Origin of the sequence: Hydrogenophaga sp. (genome assembly GCF_018780075.1) — a bacterium.
Taxonomy (GTDB): domain Bacteria; phylum Pseudomonadota; class Gammaproteobacteria; order Burkholderiales; family Burkholderiaceae_C; genus Hydrogenophaga.
Genome location: NZ_JADMKB010000050.1, coordinates 1 through 16173 on the forward strand (window position 1 = coordinate 1; position 16173 = coordinate 16173).

At 67.2% G+C, this 16173-nt stretch carries 17 protein-coding genes; 13 read left to right on the forward strand and 4 right to left on the reverse strand.

Annotation, left to right across the window (positions count from 1 at the left end):
* The 7 genes from IV088_RS10890 to dgoD form a co-directional block, all read left to right on the forward strand.
* Positions 1-645 (forward strand): ABC transporter permease (locus IV088_RS10890; RefSeq protein ID WP_291101740.1); only part of this gene is annotated, 645 nt, incomplete at its 5' end.
* A gap of 32 nt (positions 646-677) precedes the next feature.
* Entirely contained in the window at positions 678-1667 is a 990-nt protein-coding gene (gene yjfF / locus IV088_RS10895) for a galactofuranose ABC transporter, permease protein YjfF (protein ID WP_291101798.1), read from the forward strand.
* 22 nt (positions 1668-1689) lie between these two features.
* Complete coding sequence (locus tag IV088_RS10900; RefSeq protein WP_291101742.1) at positions 1690-3423, forward strand: IlvD/Edd family dehydratase; 1734 nt, start codon at positions 1690-1692, stop codon at positions 3421-3423.
* Between the two features lie 142 nt (positions 3424-3565).
* A complete protein-coding gene (locus IV088_RS10905; RefSeq protein ID WP_291101744.1) occupies positions 3566-4498 on the forward strand; it encodes a dihydrodipicolinate synthase family protein in 933 nt (310 codons plus the stop codon).
* Between the two features lie 126 nt (positions 4499-4624).
* Positions 4625-5599 carry a 2-dehydro-3-deoxygalactonokinase gene (locus IV088_RS10910; RefSeq protein WP_291101745.1) on the forward strand — a complete coding sequence of 325 codons (975 nt, stop codon included), beginning with the start codon at positions 4625-4627 and terminating at the stop codon, positions 5597-5599.
* Between the two features lie 147 nt (positions 5600-5746).
* Positions 5747-6391, forward strand: a complete 645-nt coding sequence (locus IV088_RS10915; RefSeq protein WP_291101746.1) for a 2-dehydro-3-deoxy-6-phosphogalactonate aldolase — start codon at positions 5747-5749, stop codon at positions 6389-6391.
* Positions 6392-6420: 29 nt separating this feature from the next.
* On the forward strand, positions 6421-7569 hold the full coding sequence (dgoD, locus tag IV088_RS10920; protein WP_291101747.1) for a galactonate dehydratase: 1149 nt from the start codon (positions 6421-6423) through the stop codon (positions 7567-7569).
* A 74-nt stretch (positions 7570-7643) separates the two neighbouring features.
* On the opposite strand, the gene IV088_RS10925 is transcribed toward dgoD, so the two are convergent.
* Positions 7644-8552 carry a phosphoribosylaminoimidazolesuccinocarboxamide synthase gene (locus IV088_RS10925; RefSeq protein WP_291101749.1) on the reverse strand — a complete coding sequence of 303 codons (909 nt, stop codon included), beginning with the start codon at positions 8550-8552 and terminating at the stop codon, positions 7644-7646.
* Positions 8553-9407: 855 nt separating this feature from the next.
* Here IV088_RS10925 and IV088_RS10930 point away from each other — a divergent pair.
* The 5 genes from IV088_RS10930 to IV088_RS10950 all read left to right on the forward strand — a co-directional run bounded on the left by IV088_RS10930 (position 9408) and on the right by IV088_RS10950 (position 11958).
* Entirely contained in the window at positions 9408-10205 is a 798-nt protein-coding gene (locus tag IV088_RS10930) for a hypothetical protein (protein WP_291101751.1), read from the forward strand.
* Between the two features lie 4 nt (positions 10206-10209).
* The gene (locus tag IV088_RS10935) at positions 10210-10746 is read left to right on the forward strand and encodes a GTP-binding protein (RefSeq protein WP_291101753.1); all 537 of its coding nucleotides are present in this window, start codon (positions 10210-10212) and stop codon (positions 10744-10746) included.
* A gap of 13 nt (positions 10747-10759) precedes the next feature.
* Positions 10760-11155, forward strand: a complete 396-nt coding sequence (locus IV088_RS10940; protein WP_291101755.1) for a roadblock/LC7 domain-containing protein — start codon at positions 10760-10762, stop codon at positions 11153-11155.
* Positions 11152-11517 carry a hypothetical protein gene (locus IV088_RS10945; RefSeq protein ID WP_291101757.1) on the forward strand — a complete coding sequence of 122 codons (366 nt, stop codon included), beginning with the start codon at positions 11152-11154 and terminating at the stop codon, positions 11515-11517. The genes IV088_RS10940 and IV088_RS10945 overlap by 4 nt, the downstream gene beginning before the upstream one ends.
* Before the next feature lie 81 nt (positions 11518-11598).
* Complete coding sequence (locus tag IV088_RS10950; protein WP_291101759.1) at positions 11599-11958, forward strand: hypothetical protein; 360 nt, start codon at positions 11599-11601, stop codon at positions 11956-11958.
* 79 nt (positions 11959-12037) lie between these two features.
* On the opposite strand, the gene fba is transcribed toward IV088_RS10950, so the two are convergent.
* The 3 genes from fba to pyk form a co-directional block, all read right to left on the reverse strand.
* Positions 12038-13102 (reverse strand): class II fructose-bisphosphate aldolase, encoded by a 1065-nt coding sequence (gene fba / locus IV088_RS10955; protein WP_291101761.1) that lies wholly within the window; start codon positions 13100-13102, stop codon positions 12038-12040.
* A 127-nt stretch (positions 13103-13229) separates the two neighbouring features.
* The gene (locus IV088_RS10960; RefSeq protein ID WP_291101763.1) at positions 13230-14117 is read right to left on the reverse strand and encodes an alpha/beta hydrolase; all 888 of its coding nucleotides are present in this window, start codon (positions 14115-14117) and stop codon (positions 13230-13232) included.
* A gap of 32 nt (positions 14118-14149) precedes the next feature.
* Positions 14150-15583, reverse strand: a complete 1434-nt coding sequence (gene pyk, locus IV088_RS10965; protein ID WP_291101766.1) for a pyruvate kinase — start codon at positions 15581-15583, stop codon at positions 14150-14152.
* A 200-nt stretch (positions 15584-15783) separates the two neighbouring features.
* On the opposite strand from pyk, the gene IV088_RS10970 reads away from it, so the two are divergent.
* On the forward strand, positions 15784-16164 hold the full coding sequence (locus tag IV088_RS10970; protein ID WP_291101768.1) for a DUF2237 domain-containing protein: 381 nt from the start codon (positions 15784-15786) through the stop codon (positions 16162-16164).
* Positions 16165-16173: the final 9 nt, after the last annotated feature.

Consider the following 16173-nt stretch of genomic DNA (forward strand, 5'->3'; position numbering starts at 1 on the left):
GGCATGCAGCCCATCATCGCCACGCTGATCCTGATGGTGGCGGGCCGGGGCATCGCCCAGCTCATCACCGACGGGCAGATCATCACCATCTACTACAAGCCCTTCTTCTTCCTCGGCGGGGGCTACCTGCTCGGCCTGCCGTTCTCGGTGTTCATCGTGGTGGCCGTGTTCGCCGCGCTGTACCTGGCCGTCACGCGCACGGCGCTGGGCCTGTTCGTGCAGGCCGTGGGCATCAACCCCACCGCCGCGCGCGTGGCCGGCGTGCAGGCGCGCCGCCTGATCGTGGCGGCCTACGCCTTCTGCGGCGTGTGCGCGGGCATCGCCGGCCTGCTGATCAGCTCCAACGTGAAAAGCGCCGATGGCAACAACGCCGGCCAGCTGCTGGAGCTCGACGCCATCCTGGCCGTGACCCTGGGCGGCACGGCGCTGACCGGCGGGCGCTTCAGCCTGGTGGGCAGCGTGATCGGCGCACTCATCATCCAGACCCTGACCTACGCCATCTACTCGCTGGGCGTGCCGCCCGAGATCAACCTGGTGGTCAAGGCCGTGGTGGTGTTCGTTGTGATGCTGCTGCAGTCGCCCGAGTTCCGGGCCGAGGTGGGTGTGCTGGTGCGCCGGCCCGGTGTGCAGGGAGCGTCGTCTTGAACACGGCTTCGCTCAACACCGCCGCGGCGCCCCTGCCGCCGACCGTGGCCACGCGCTCGCGCCTGAACCCGAAGTTCCTGCCGCTGATCGCCACGCTCTCGCTGTTCGTGGCCATGGCCACGCTGGGCTCGGTGCTCTACAACGGTTTCTTCTCGGCCCAGGTGTTCCTCAACCTGCTGATCGACAACGCCTTCCTGATCATCGTCGCGGTGGGCATGACCTTCGTGATCCTCTCGGGCGGCATCGACCTCTCGGTGGGCTCGGTGGTGGCGCTGACCACCATGGTGCTGGCCGCGCTGGTGGAGCACCGGGGCTGGAGCCCGGCGGTGGCGATCCCGCTGGTGCTGCTCATGGGCACGGCCTTCGGCGCCTTCATGGGTTTCCTGATCCAGCGCTACCGGCTGCAGCCCTTCATCGTCACGCTGGCGGGCATGTTCCTCGCGCGCGGCCTGTGTTACCTCATCAGCATCGACTCGATCAGCATCACCAACGAATCGTTTTCCGAGCTGTCGCAGTGGCGCCTGCCGCTGTGGGAAGACGCCTCGCTCTCGCTGGGCGCGGTGATCGCCATCGCGGTGCTGCTGGCCGCGATCTTCATCGCGCACCACACGCCGTTTGGCCGCGCGGTCTACGCCGTGGGCGGCAACGAACACTCGGCCGTGCTGATGGGCCTGCCCGTGCGCCGCACGCTGGTGGGCGTGTACACGCTCTCGGGCTTCTGCTCGGCGCTGGCGGGCGTGGTCTTCACCTTCTACATGCTCTCGGGCTACGGCCTGCACGCCACCGGCATGGAGCTGGACGCGATCGCCGCCGTGGTGATCGGCGGCACCCTGCTCACCGGCGGCGTGGGCTATGTCGCCGGCACGCTGTTCGGCGTGCTGATGCTCGGGATCATCCAGACCCTGATCGCCTTTGACGGCACGCTGAGTTCCTGGTGGACCCGCATCGTCGTCGGCGTGCTGCTGTTCGTGTTCTGCCTGTTGCAACGCCTGCTGACGCACCGCACGTCGCGGCCCTCCTGACTCCCCTCTGAGCCCACCCACCATGACCACCCCCAAGCGCAAACTCCGCTCCACCGAATGGTTCGGCACCGCCGACAAGAACGGCTTCATGTACCGCAGCTGGATGAAGAACCAGGGCATCCCGGACCATGAGTTCGACGGCCGCCCCATCATCGGCATCTGCAACACCTGGAGCGAGCTCACGCCCTGCAACGCGCACTTCCGCAAGATCGCCGAACACGTCAAGCGCGGCATCTACGAGGCTGGCGGCTTTCCGGTCGAGTTCCCGGTGTTCTCCAACGGCGAGTCCAACCTGCGTCCCACCGCCATGCTCACGCGCAACCTCGCCAGCATGGACGTGGAAGAAGCGATCCGCGGCAACCCCATCGACGCGGTGGTGCTGCTGGTCGGCTGCGACAAGACCACGCCCGCGCTGCTGATGGGCGCGGCCAGCTGCGACGTGCCGGCCATCGTGGTCACCGGCGGCCCCATGCTCAACGGCAAGCTCGAAGGCAAGAACATCGGCTCGGGCACGGCCGTGTGGCAACTGCACGAATCGCTCAAGGCGGGCGAGATCAACGAACACCAGTTCTTCGCGGCTGAAAGCGGCATGTCGCGCTCGGCCGGCACCTGCAACACCATGGGCACTGCCAGCACGATGGCCTGCATGGCCGAGGCGCTGGGCACCTCGCTGCCGCACAACGCCGCCATCCCGGCCGTGGACGCGCGCCGCTACGTGCTCGCGCACATGTCGGGCCAGCGCATCGTCGAAATGGCGAAGGAAGGGCTCACGCTGTCCAAGATCCTCACGCGCGAGGCGTTTGAAAACGCCATCCGCACCAACGCCGCCATCGGCGGTTCGACCAACGCGGTGATCCACCTCAAGGCCATCGCGGGCCGCATCGGCGTGCCGCTCGACCTGGAGGACTGGACGCGCATCGGCCAGGGCACGCCCACCCTGGTGGACCTGCAACCCTCGGGCCGCTTCCTGATGGAAGAGTTCTATTACGCTGGCGGCCTGCCCGCCGTGCTGCGCCGCCTGGGCGAAAACAACTTGCTGCCACACCCCGGCGCGCTCACCGTCAACGGCAAGAGCCTGTGGGACAACGTGCGCGAGGCGCCGCAGTACAACGACGAGGTGATCCGCCCGCTGGACAACCCGCTGATCGCCGACGGCGGCATCTGCATCCTGCGCGGCAACTTGGCGCCGCGCGGCGCGGTGCTCAAGCCCTCGGCCGCCTCGCCCGAGCTGCTCAAGCACCGGGGCCGCGCCGTGGTGTTCGAGAACCTGGAGCACTACAAGGAACGCATCGTCGATGAGAACCTGGACATCGACGCCAGCTGCGTGATGGTGCTCAAGAACTGCGGCCCCAAGGGCTACCCCGGCATGGCCGAGGTGGGCAACATGGGCCTGCCGCCCAAGCTGCTGCGCCAGGGCGTGAAGGACATGGTGCGCATCTCGGACGCGCGCATGAGCGGCACGGCCTACGGCACCGTGGTGCTGCACGTGGCGCCCGAGGCCGCCGCCGGCGGGCCACTGGCCGCCGTGCGCGACGGTGACTTCATCGAACTCGACTGCGCACAGGGCCGCCTGCACCTGGACATCAGCGACGCCGAACTGGCCGAGCGCCTGGCCGCGCTGTCCTCCAGCGATCAAGGCGGGCGCGGCGGCTACCAGCGCCTGTATGTGGACCACGTGCTGCAGGCCGATGAAGGCTGCGACTTCGATTTCCTCGTCGGCTGCCGCGGCTCCGCAGTCCCACGCCACTCCCATTGAGATGCCCCCTGCGCCGCTTCGCGTCTTCCCCCGGAGGGGGACGCTCCCTGTGGCCCGGCAAAGCCGGTTCCACGGGAGCCTTGGATAGACCTGGGCATGCGAAGCGCTTTTTTGTCCTCCATTCCTGACCGCCCATCTCACCATGACTTCTTCCGCTAGTTCGCCGCGCTACAGCGGCATCTTCCCCGTCGTGCCCACCACCTTCCACGAGGACGGCACGCTCGACCTGGAGAGCCAGAAGCGCTGCCTCGATTTCATGATCGACGCCGGCTCCGACGGGCTGTGCATCCTGGCCAATTTCTCCGAGCAGTTTTCGCTGTCCGACGAGGAGCGCGAGACGCTGACCCGCGTGTCGCTGGAGCACGTGGCCGGGCGCGTGCCGGTGATCGTGACCACCACGCACTACGGCACCGCGGTCTGCGCGGCGCGCAGCAAGCGCGCGCAAGACATGGGCGCGGCCATGGTGATGGTGATGCCGCCGTACCACGGCGCCACCTTCCGTGTGCCCGAGCCGCTGATCCATGAGTTCTACGCCCGCGTGTCCGACGCCATCGGCATTCCGATCATGGTGCAGGACGCGCCGGCCAGCGGCACCGTGCTCTCGGCCCCGTTCCTCGCGCGCATGGCGCAGGAGATCGAGCAGCTGAGCTATTTCAAGATCGAGACGCCCGGCGCCGCGAGCAAGCTGCGCGAGCTGATCCGCCTGGGCGGCGACGCCATCGAAGGCCCGTGGGACGGCGAAGAGGCCATCACCCTGCTGGCCGACCTCGACGCCGGCGCCACCGGCGCCATGACCGGCGGCGGTTTCCCCGACGGCATCCGCCCCATCATCGAAGCGCACCGCAACGGCCACGTCAACCGCGCCTTCGAGCTCTACCAGCGCTGGCTGCCGCTGATCAACCACGAGAACCGGCAGGGCGGCATCCTGACCGCCAAGGCGCTGATGAAGGAAGGCGGCGTGATCGCCTGCGAGGCCGGCCGCCACCCCTTCCCGCCCATGCACCCCGAGGTGCGCCGCGGCCTGATCGACATCGCACGCCGACTCGACCCGCTGGTCCTGCGTTGGGGAGGGTGAGATGTCCCCCCTGCGCCGCTTCGCGTCGTCCCCCAAGGGGGACGCACCTGGTGGTCCGGCGAAGCCGGTTCCACGGGTGCCCTGGACGGAGTCACTGCGCTCCGGCTGGTCCTTTGAGAAAGTGACATGAACCCCTCCGAACTGCTCGAAACACCGGCGCTGTTCGCGCTGGACTGGGGCACCAGTTCGCTGCGCGCCTACGCCATGGGCACGGACGGCGCGGTGCTGGCCACGCGGCGCAGCGAACACGGTGTGATGCACCTGCCCGCCGGCCCCGACATTCACTCGCCGGCCGACGCCTTCGAGCAGGCGCTGCAGTTGCTGTGCGGCGACTGGCTGGCCGGCCACCCGCAGGCCCCGCTGATCGCCTGCGGCATGGTCGGCAGCGCGCAGGGCTGGCGCGAGGCGCCCTACCGGCCGCTGCCCAGCCGCGAGGGTGATCTGGCGGGCGCGGTGACCCGGATCGAACGCCCCGGGGGCCAGCCCCTGCATGTGGTGCCCGGCCTGCTGCAGGCCAGCGAGCTGCCCAATGTGATGCGCGGGGAAGAGACCCAGATCATGGGCGTGCTGCAAAGCCGGGCGGACGAGGGCCGCACGCCGGAGCGGCTGCTGATCGGCCTGCCGGGCACGCACACCAAGTGGGCCTGGGTCGAACACGGCGCCGTCACCCGCTTCGAAACCTTCATGACCGGCGAGGTGTACGCCGCGCTCACCCAGCACACCATCCTGGGCCGCACCATGGTGCTCGGCGGAGAACACGACGAGCCCGCCTTCGCGCGCGGCCTGCGCGTGGCGGGCTCCAGGCTGGGCGCGCTGGGCGTGCTATCGACGGTGTTCAGCGTGCGCACCCTGGGCCTCACCCGCCAGCTCTCCGGCGGCGCCCAGTCCGACTACCTGTCCGGGCTGCTGATCGGGCACGAGGTGGCGGCGCTGACGCCCACCCTGCAGGACGGTGCCGAGGTGGTGCTGTGCGGCGAGCCGGTGCTGTGCATGCGCTACGCGACCGCGCTGGAAGCGCAGGGCCTGGCGACACCCGAGATCCGCTCGGGCGTGACACCCCTGGGCCTGTGGCGCATCGCCCAGGCCGCTGGATTGGCATGACCCCCCGCGCCGCTTCGCGTCACCCCCCAAGGGGCGGCACCAGCCGTCTGGCAAAGCCAGCCCGGCGGTGCCCCTGGAATGGAGCACCGGCATGAGATCGCTCGTCTTCTTTTCACCCATCGCGCGCCGCCGCCCTGGAACACCGACATGAACATCCCTCTCCACTTTCACCAGGCCTTGCAGCAGTGCGGTCTCATCGCCATCCTGCGCGGCCTGCGGCCTGAAGAAGCCGTTGCCATCGGCCGCACGTTGTACGACGCGGGCTTTCGCCTGATCGAGGTGCCACTGAACTCGCCCGATCCGCTGGCCAGCATCCGCGCGCTGCGCGACGCCCTGCCGGTGGACTGCCTGATCGGCGCGGGCACCGTGCTGCGGCCCGAGTCCTGCGCCGAGATCGCCGCCGCCGGCGGCCAGCTGGTGGTCATGCCACACAGCGACCCGGCGGTGATCCGAGCGGCCAAGGCCGCCGGCCTGGCCTGCGCGCCCGGCGTGGCCACGCCCACCGAGGCCTTTGCCGCGCTGGCCGCCGGCGCCGACGTGCTCAAGATGTTCCCCGCCGAGGCCCTGGGCCCGGTCGGCCTCAAGGCCTGGCGCGCCGTGCTCACGCCGCCCATCGCCATCGTGCCGGTGGGCGGCATCACGCCCGAGAGCCTCGGTGCCTACGCGGCGGCGGGCGCCTCCGGCTTCGGCCTGGGCTCGGCGCTGTACCGCCCGGGCGACACGGCGGCCGACGTGGCGGCCCACGCCGCCGCGTTCATGCAGGCCTGGCGCCTGGCGCACCCCGCGGCCTGAGGCCACCCACCTTTGCTGTTCACACCACCATGAAGATCACCCGCCTCACCACCTACATCGTTCCACCGCGCTGGTGCTTCCTGAAGATCGAGACCGACGAGGGCATCACCGGCTGGGGTGAGCCCGTGCTCGAAGGCCGCGCCCACACCGTGGCCGCCATGGTCGAGGAACTCGCCGACTACCTGGTCGGCAAGGACCCGCGCCACATCGAAGACCACTGGACCGTGATGTACCGCGCCGGCTTCTACCGCGGCGGCGGCATCCACATGAGCGCGCTGGCCGGCATCGACCAGGCGCTGTGGGACATCAAGGGCAAGGCGCTGGGCGTGCCGGTGTCCGAGCTGCTGGGCGGCAGCGTGCGCGAGCGCATCCGGGTCTACAGCTGGATCGGCGGCGACCGCCCCAGCGACACCGCCGCCGCCGCCAAGGCGGCCGTGGAACGCGGCTTCACCGCCGTCAAGATGAACGGCACCGAGGAGTTGCAGTTCATCGACACCCACGACAAGGTCGAGCGCTGCCTGGCCAACGTGGCCGCGGTGCGCGAGGCCGTGGGGCCCAACGTCGGCATCGGCGTGGACTTCCACGGCCGGGTGCACAAGCCCATGGCCAAGGTGCTGGTGCGCGAGCTTGAACCCTACAAATTGATGTTCGTGGAGGAGCCGGTGCTGAGCGAACACCACGAGGCGCTCAAGGAGCTGGCGCATGTGGCGACCATGCCGATCGCGCTGGGCGAGCGGCTGTACTCGCGCTGGGACTTCAAGCGCATCCTGTCCGAGGGGTATGTGGACATCATCCAGCCCGACCCGTCGCACGCGGGCGGCATCACCGAGACGCGCAAGATCGCGGCCATGGCCGAGGCCTACGACGTGGCGCTGGCGCTGCACTGCCCGCTCGGCCCGATCGCGCTGGCGGCCAACCTGCAGATCGACGCGGGTTGCTACAACGCCTTCATCCAGGAGCAGAGCCTGGGCATCCACTACAACGCGGCCAACGACCTGCTGGACTACGTGAGCAACCCCGAGGTGTTCGCCTACGAAGACGGCATGGTCACGATCCCGAGCGGCCCGGGCCTGGGCATCGAGGTCAACGAGGCCTATGTGCAGGAACGCGCGGCCGAGGGCCACCGCTGGCGCAACCCGGTGTGGCGGCACAAGGACGGCAGTTTTGCCGAGTGGTGAGGCACCAAGCCCCTGCGGGGGCCCATGAAAAAACCCGGGCAAGCCCGGGTTTTTTCATGGGGATGGACAGCGGCTCAGCCCATCAGCCGCGTCAGCGCTTCCTGGTATTTCGCCGCCGTCTTCTCGATCACTTCCTTGGGCAGGCGCGGCGAGGGGGCCGTCTTGTCCCAGGGCTTGCCGTTGACCTTGGCGGTCTCCAGCCAGTCGCGCAGGAACTGCTTGTCGTAGCTTGGCGGGTTCTGCCCCACCACGTAGCTCTCCAGCGGCCAGTAGCGCGACGAGTCGGGCGTCAGCACCTCGTCCATCAGCACCACGGTGCCGTTCCGGTCCAGGCCGAACTCGAACTTGGTGTCCGCGATGATGATGCCCTTCCTGAGGGCGATCTCGGCCGCCGCCTTGTACAGCGTGATCGCCTTGTCGCGGATCTGCGCGGCGACGTCGGCGCCGACCATCGCCACCGTCTGTTCGTAGGTGATGTTCTCGTCGTGCTCGCCCATCTCGGCCTTGGCGGCGGGCGTGTAGATCGGCTCGGGCAGCTTGCTGGCGTTCAGCAGGCCCTCGGGCAGTGGCACGCCACAGACCGATCGGCTTTCCTGGTATTCCTTCCAGCCGCTGCCGGCGAGGTAACCCCGCACCACGGCCTCGACCGGGATGGGTTTGAGGCGCTGGACCAGCATGGAGCGGCCCGTGACCTGCGGCGCTTCGTCGGCCGAGACCACGCTCTCGGGCGCGTCGCCGGTCAGGTGGATCGGGCAGATGTTCAGGCCTTTGGGACCGAGCTGGTCGAACCAGAACAGCGAAAGCTTGGTCAGCAGGGCACCCTTGCCGGGGATGGGCTCGCCCATGATCACGTCGAAGGCGCTGATGCGGTCGGAGGCCACCATCAGGATGCGGTCGTTGCCCACGGCGTAGTTGTCGCGCACCTTGCCGCGCGCGAGCAGGGGCAGGGAGTGGAGGGCGGAGGTGTGGAGGGCGGAAGTCATGATCGGCGCGAAAAGGTGACAGCCAAGAAAAAAGCCCGGTGACCGAACAGTCAACGGGCTCCGAACCATTCCGGGCGATTATCGCAGGTCAGCAACACCCTGGGCCAGCGCCTCCGCGGGACCGGGCCGCCCAGAAACGTGGCGTTGCTTCACCTGAACCCGATCCGAATGGCGTTGTGCGCCTTGGCCGTGGTGGGCCACCGCGCCCTTGGTGCACAACGGGTCGGTGACCCGCCGGTACCACCTGCTGCGACCCGCTTCGTGCCGGATGGGCACAAGGGAGTTTGACCCCCAGCGCGTGTGCTTCGTCACCGATCACTCAGCGCCCGGGTTCCACACCCCGCGCTCACAGGCAGCAAACGCCTTTCTCTTCAAGGTGGTCACCGGCGCCGGGACGCCGACCCCAGGCAACACCAACCTCGGTCACGACCACGGCAACGGCCGGCTCACTGAAGAGATGAACGCTGGGCCCAGGTGGAGGACAGAAGGCCGTGGGGCGGGCGAGCGACCGGGTGCCGCCCTGAACGGCTTTCAGCCCGTGATCGTCAAGTTTTCGCTGGGGATGGAGCCTGTGTGCGCTTTTTTTTCTGACGCAGGCATTGGGGGCCATTCGGCAGGGCACAGCGGTGCCGACTCACGCTCAAACCAAAGGCGTTCACTGCTTCAGGGGTGCGGCGCCACGGACAAAGCGAGTGTTCACGCTACAACAAAGGTCATGGGCCAAAAGGGAAATATCACGGAGTTGGGGCATCTTCTCTGCAGGCAGTCTCGCAAACGGCGGTGAAGTGCAAACTCGCCTTTTTTTCGCACACCAACAAATAAATTGGCTTTGATTTTCAGGAACTTGCCTTTGACATGGCAGGTCAGGATATGGAACTACTCAGGCTTGGCCTTGCAGGATTGAGTGCGGCCGAAAACGCACTGGTGGCCACACTGTTCCGGTTGCACGGGGTTGATCGCTCTTTCATCTGGACGCTTGCTGTCGAGCAACCGTTTGACGCCTTGCTGGTGGACGTTCAATGTCCCGAGACCGAGATCCAGCATTTGAAGGGCACCCACACCCGCCTCATGCGCCTGGAGCGCCATGGCGTTCAGTCCGATGGCGTGATGTCCCGCCCCATCCGCTCCGATCTGCTGCTGAACTGGCTCAACTCCATCGAAATTGACCTGCTGCACAACCCAGGCGGCGCATCGGCAAGCACAACCCCGCCATCGCAGATTGAGGTTATCTCTGTCCTGCCCCAGCTCAAGCACTTGACCCCCGCGCGAGCGGCCACCGTCGCACCCGCCAAGCCGCCATTGCCCCCTGGCTGGGCGTTGCGTGGCGACGGTACAGAGTACAAACTCATGCGCTGGCCCCCCCAGTCCATGCTGAACAAGGATGTGGCCAGGGTCCGCGTGGCCACCATGATGTCGAGGCGCGCCATGTCCCTTCAGGAGGCGTCCACCCTCTCGCGCATACCGCCAGAGCGCTGCGAGGAATTTCTGATCGAGTGGACCCGTCATGGGCTTGTGTCCATGAGCGACCGACCCGTTGCGAACGGCATGACGGCGCACCCCAACCCCACATCGGACGCGGCCAGGCTCACGTCCCGAGCCGGTTTTGGCGCGTCCTTGATCCACAGCATTCGCAAGCGTTTTGGGATTCTGTGACACGATGAAAGAGCACAAAATCATCCTGACCGGCACCATGGGCGCCGGCAAGACCACGGCCATCGGGGTGGTCAGCGAGACCCCTCCCATCGTCACGGACGTGGTGAACAACGACCGCAGCGTCGACAAAGCCTTGACCACGGTCGGTTTCGACTACGGTCAATTGACCCTCGACAACGGAGATCGCATACGCCTGTTCGGCACGCCAGGCCAGCAGCGGTTCCGCTTCGTCTGGCAAGCGGTGTCCAAGGGCGCGCTCGGCCTGATCATCCTGACGGACAACTCCCGGCCCGACCCGCTGGCGGACCTGGCCATCTATTTGAATGGGTTCGCCCAGGAGCTGACCACCCTGCCTTGCGTGGTGGGGGTCGGCCGCACCGAAACCCACGCTCAGCCGGACCTGCAAGACTATTCCAATGCGCTGGAACGCGCCGGCCACCTGTTTCCCGTGCTGGCTGTGGACGTGCGTGAACGATCAGACGTGGTGTTGCTGATCGACGTGCTCCTGGCCCAACTCGAGGCCGATCTCGGCAGCGTCTGAACCCACCCTCTCCATGGATCCAACCGAACTCTTCCCCGCTCTCTTCCTCAATATCGCCAATCGCAAATCTCGCGAGCTCGTCGAGGCAAGCCTGGGCATCAATGCGGTGGTGCTGGCCACGATCGACGGTTTTTCGGTGACCTCGGCCTTGGCCTATGCCTCCGATCCCGCGCGCATCTCTGCACTGGCCAGCTCCATCGCCAGCATCGGTTCGGTCGCCACGCAGGAGGCCGGACTGGGGCGCTGCATGAGCGTCATCCTGAACACGGAACAGGGACTGGCGGTGGTGAGGCAGTTCCAGCACGGGTCCCACGACCTGGTGCTGATCCTAGTCGCAGACGGGCAGTCGTTGCTGGCGCAGGCCATGTACCACGCCAATCAACTCGTCAAGGAACTGATCTCCCTATGAAAGCCCAGCGACTGCGAGAGGCCCTGGACACGATGGCCGCCCGGGAGGGGATTCTGGGCATCGCCTTGGTCGACACAGTGACTGGGATGGTCTGGCAAGCGACGGGGAAACTTCAGTCGATCGAAGACGTGGCCTCGGCGGCAACCGACTATTGGCGGCTTTACCAGCGAACCAAACACAGCTTTGAAGCGCTTGGGGTGCTGCGGGTCGCGACCCTGATGCACGGCAAGGGACAGATCACCCTGCGCGAGTGTGGCGCGGACATCTTGCTGATCACCGTCTCGACCCGAATGGGTGCGGTCGATTGGGAGCAATGGAAAGCCGATCACCCCATCCTGGTGGAAATGGTCAACGGCATGTGAAATTCAAAGAAGGCACCCGGGTACAGCGCGGCGGTTGTCTTCCATTTTTCAACCCGCGCATTCAAAGAAAGCAACATTGAAATGGCCACGATCAAACAAACACTCGATGAAATCATGACCCTGGACGGCGCACTCTGTGTGGCGGTGGTGGACAGCTCCAGCGGCATGATGCTCGGGTCCACCGGCTCTGGAGTCGATCTCGAAGTCGCCGCAGCCGGCAACACCGAAGTCGTCCGCGCCAAGCTCAAAACCATGCGCGCGCTCGGTCTGAACGACATCATTGAAGACATCCTGATCACCCTGGGCAAGCAGTACCACCTGATCCGTCCGTCGTCGCGGAAAGAAGGCGTATTCGTTTACGCCGTGCTGGACAAGGCCCGCTCCAACCTGGCCATGGCCCGCCGCAAGCTGCAGGACACCGAAAAGGAATTGAGCTTCTGATTGCAGCGGTGCTCGCCCAGAAAAAAAGGCCATCCAGGGATGGCCTTTTTGTTGACTGAGAGGTTTCTGCCGGCTGGCCTCAGACCACCTTCTGCGCCAGCTCGCCCTGGGCGTACTTCGCGGCCATCACGCTGAGCGTGTCGCCCTTGATCTTGGCGCCCTGGCCTTCGCAACCGAACTCGATGTAGCGCTGCTTGCAGATCGCCTTGGCGGCTTCGCGAGCGGGCTTGAGCCACTCGCGGGCGTCGAACTTCTCGGGGTTCTCGGCCAGGAACTTGCGCACCGCGCCGGTCATGGCCATGCGGATGTCGGTGTCGATGTTGATCTTGCGCACGCCGTGCTTGATGGCTTCCTGGATCTCTTTCACCGGCACGCCGTAGGTCTGCTTCATCTGGCCGCCGTACTGGTTGATGATGGCCAGCAGGTCTTGCGGCACGCTGGAGCTGCCGTGCATCACCAGGTGGGTATTGGGGATGCGGGCGTGGATCTCTTTCACGCGGCTGATCGCCAGGATGTCGCCGGTGGGCGGGCGGCTGAACTTGTAGGCGCCGTGGCTGGTGCCGATGGCAATCGCCAGCGCGTCGAGCTGGGTGGCCTTGACGAAGGTGGCGGCTTCTTCGGGGTCGGTCAGCATCTGGCTGTGGTCCAGCTTGCCTTCGGCGCCGATGCCGTCTTCCTCGCCGGCGTCACCGGTTTCCAGGTTGCCCAGGCAGCCGAGTTCGCCTTCCACCGTGACGCCGCTCCTGTGCGCCATCTCGACGACCTTGCGGGTCACTTCCACGTTGTAGTCGAAGCTCGACGGCGTCTTGCCGTCTTCATTGAGCGAGCCGTCCATCATGACCGAGCCGAAGCCCAGGGCGATGGCGCCTTCGCAGACCTTGACGCTGGTGCCGTGGTCCTGGTGCATGACCAGCGGGATGTGCGGGTACATCTCGGCGGCGGCCTGGATCAGGTGTTTGATGAAGGCCTCACCCGCGTATTTGCGGGCGCCGGCGCTCGCCTGCAGGATGACCGGAGCGCCGACCTCGTCGGCCGCGGCCATGACGGCCTGCACCTGTTCGAGGTTGTTGACGTTGAAAGCCGGAATGCCGTAGCCATTGGCCGCAGCGTGGTCGAGCAGTTCGCGCATGGAAACGAGAGCCATGAAAATCCCCTAAATCAAGTTGGTAACCGGTCTGTAACTCGCCCGGATTTTAGCGCCCGTGCGCTTGCACGGGCATGACGTGGCGCCCTGTGAAGCGACGACCGGGCACGGTGCGGGCATTCAGCATTCAGGCCGGGGGACGGGTGATGAACCCACTCACCCTGTCGAGCACGGGCGCGAGGCCGCGCAGCGGCGCCGCCATGGCGCCGATCAGGGTGGTGTGGCTGACGCCCTCCAGCAGTTCCAGCTCGACCGCCACGCCCTGCTGGCCCAGGGCGCTGGCCAGCGCCTGCGTGTTGCGCCGGGGGTCCACCAGGGTGTCGTTGCGCGCCACGAGCAGCAGGGCGCGGGGCGAACGGCCCGGACCGATGCGCCGGGCGTGGAACAGCGGCTGGGAGTCGGCCGGGGTCTGCGGCCACTCGAACGCGACCCGCACCTCGGGCACGCCGATGGGCAGGAAGTCGTAGGGGCCCGCCAGGCCCACCCAGCCGGCCAGGCGTTCGGGCGCCAGCGACACGGCACCCAGCCAGCGCGGATCGAGTGCCAGCATGGCGGCGTTGTAGGCGCCAGCGCTGTGGCCCACGGCGAACACGCGCTGCGGCGACGCCCCCAGGCCCGCGGCCCGGTCCACCGCCCAGCGCAGGGCGAGCGCGCTGTCCTGCACGAACACCGGGTAACGCACCTGCGGGCTCAGCCGGTAGTCGGCCACGAGGGTGACAATGCCGCGCGACGCCAGGGCTTCGCCCACGAAACGGTAGTCCTGCCGGCGGCCGCTGCTCCAGGAACCGCCGTAGAAAAACACCACGAGGGGCGCGTCCGCCACGGGCGGATCGGGCTGGTACACGTCGAGCCGCTGGCGCGCATCGGGGCCGTAGGCCTGGTCGGTGGTGAAACGGTGCGTGCCCGCCGGCACCAGGGCATTGATCACGCGCAGCGGCGAGCAGGCCTGCAGCAGCGGCAGCAGGCCCAGGGTCGCGAGCCAGTGGCGGCGCGGGGTGTCCGGCGTGGTGGTCATGAACCGGATACGCGCGAAGGCCCCGCGTGGATTCAGGTCGCGCGGATGATCTTCAGCGTGTTGGTGCCGCCGGGCGTGCCCATGGGCTCGCCCACGGTGATCGCGTAGACGTCGCCGCTGTGGATCACGCCACGCTCTTTCAGGTCGGTCTCGGCTTCGGCCAGCGCGGTGTCGCGGTCGGCGCTGGTGTCCACCAGGATCGGGCGCACGTTGCGGTAGAGCGTCATCTTGCGCTGCGAGGCGAGCTTGGACGTGACCGCGAAGATCGGCATGCGCACGTTGTGCCGGCTCATCCACAGCGCGGTCGAGCCCGACTCGGTCAGCGCCACGATGGCCTTGGCCTTGAGGTGGTGCGCGGTGAACAGCGCGCCCATGGCGATGGCCTGGTCGATGCGGGTGAAGGTTTCGTCGATGAAATCGTCGTCCAGCGGGTCGTGGTCGGTCTTTTCGGCCGCTTCGCAGATGGCGGCCATCTGCTCCACCGTCTCCAGCGGGTACTTGCCCGCGGCGGTCTCGGCGCTCAGCATCACGGCGTCGGTGCCGTCGAGCACCGCGTTGGCCACGTCGCTCACCTCGGCGCGCGTGGGCACCGGGTTGACGATCATGGACTCCATCATCTGCGTGGCGGTGATGACCACCTTGTCCATCTGGCGCGCCAGCTTGATCATGTGTTTCTGCAGGCCGGGCACGGTGGCGTTGCCGACCTCGACCGCCAGGTCACCGCGCGCGACCATGATGCCGTCGGACACCCGGAGGATGTTGGCCAGCTCGGGAATCGCCTCGGCGCGCTCGATCTTGGCGATCAGGCCCGGCTTGTGGTTGTACTGGGCCGCGGCCATGTTGCAGAGCTGGCGGGCCAGTTCCATGTCGGTGGCGTTCTTGGGGAAGCTCACGGCCACGTAGTCGGCCTTCAGGCTCATGGCGGTCTTGATGTCCTCCATGTCCTTGGCGGTCAGGGCCGGCGCGGTCAGGCCGCCGCCCTGCTTGTTGATGCCCTTGTTGTTGGACAGCTCGCCGCCGAGCTTGACGGTGGCGTGCACCGCGTCACCGACCACCTTGTCCACGGTCATCACGATCAGGCCGTCGTTGAGCAGCAGCGTGTCGCCGGCCTTCACGTCGCGTGGCAGCTCCTTGTAGTCCAGGCCCACGCCGGAGAGGTCGCCCAGCTCGGTGCGCGAGGCGTCGAGCACGAAGGGCTGGCCCGGCTCCAGCATGACCTTGCCGTCGGCGAACTTGCCGACGCGGATCTTGGGGCCCTGCAGGTCGGCCATGATGCCGACCTCGCGACCCGCGCGGCGTGCGGCTTCGCGCACGGTGTTGGCACGATCGATGTGGTCCTGCGCCTTGCCGTGGGAAAAATTGAGCCGAACGACGTTGACGCCGGCCCGGATCATGGCTTCAAGCATCTCGGGTGTACTGGACGCAGGGCCAAGGGTGGCGACGATTTTGGTGGCGCGTTGGGGCATGGGTGTCTCCTGTGCAGATGAACGGACAACCGGCGCTCGCACCACAGTGCGGGAGCCGGTTTTGTAATTTGGTTTCAATTATCGGTGAAACAGGTTACAGCGGGGTTTCAGACTGCGCTCCATGACCCTGCCGGTCCGGGGGCCGGTCGCCGCCGTGCGAAGATTCCGACACCGCACACTCAGATGGCACACGCCCACCCATGACCGCCCTCAATGCTCTCGGCACTGAACTTCAGGCCTGCTCTTTCGACCCGCTCACCGGCTTCTTCCGCGACGGCTGCTGCCACACCGACGAACACGACCAGGGCAGCCACGTGGTCTGTGCACGGATGACGGCCGATTTCCTCGCGTTTTCGCTGAAACGGGGCAACGACCTCAGCACGCCGCGCCCCGAGCTCCGCTTTGCCGGCCTCCGGCCCGGCGACCGCTGGTGCCTGTGCGCACTGCGCTGGAAGGAAGCGTTCGAGGCCGGCGTGGCACCGCCCGTGCACCTGGAAGCCACCCACGCCCAGGTGCTGCGGTACGTGACGCTGGAACAGCTGCAGGCCCACGCGCTGCCCACGGGCAAACGACCGGTCTGAGGCCGGGCC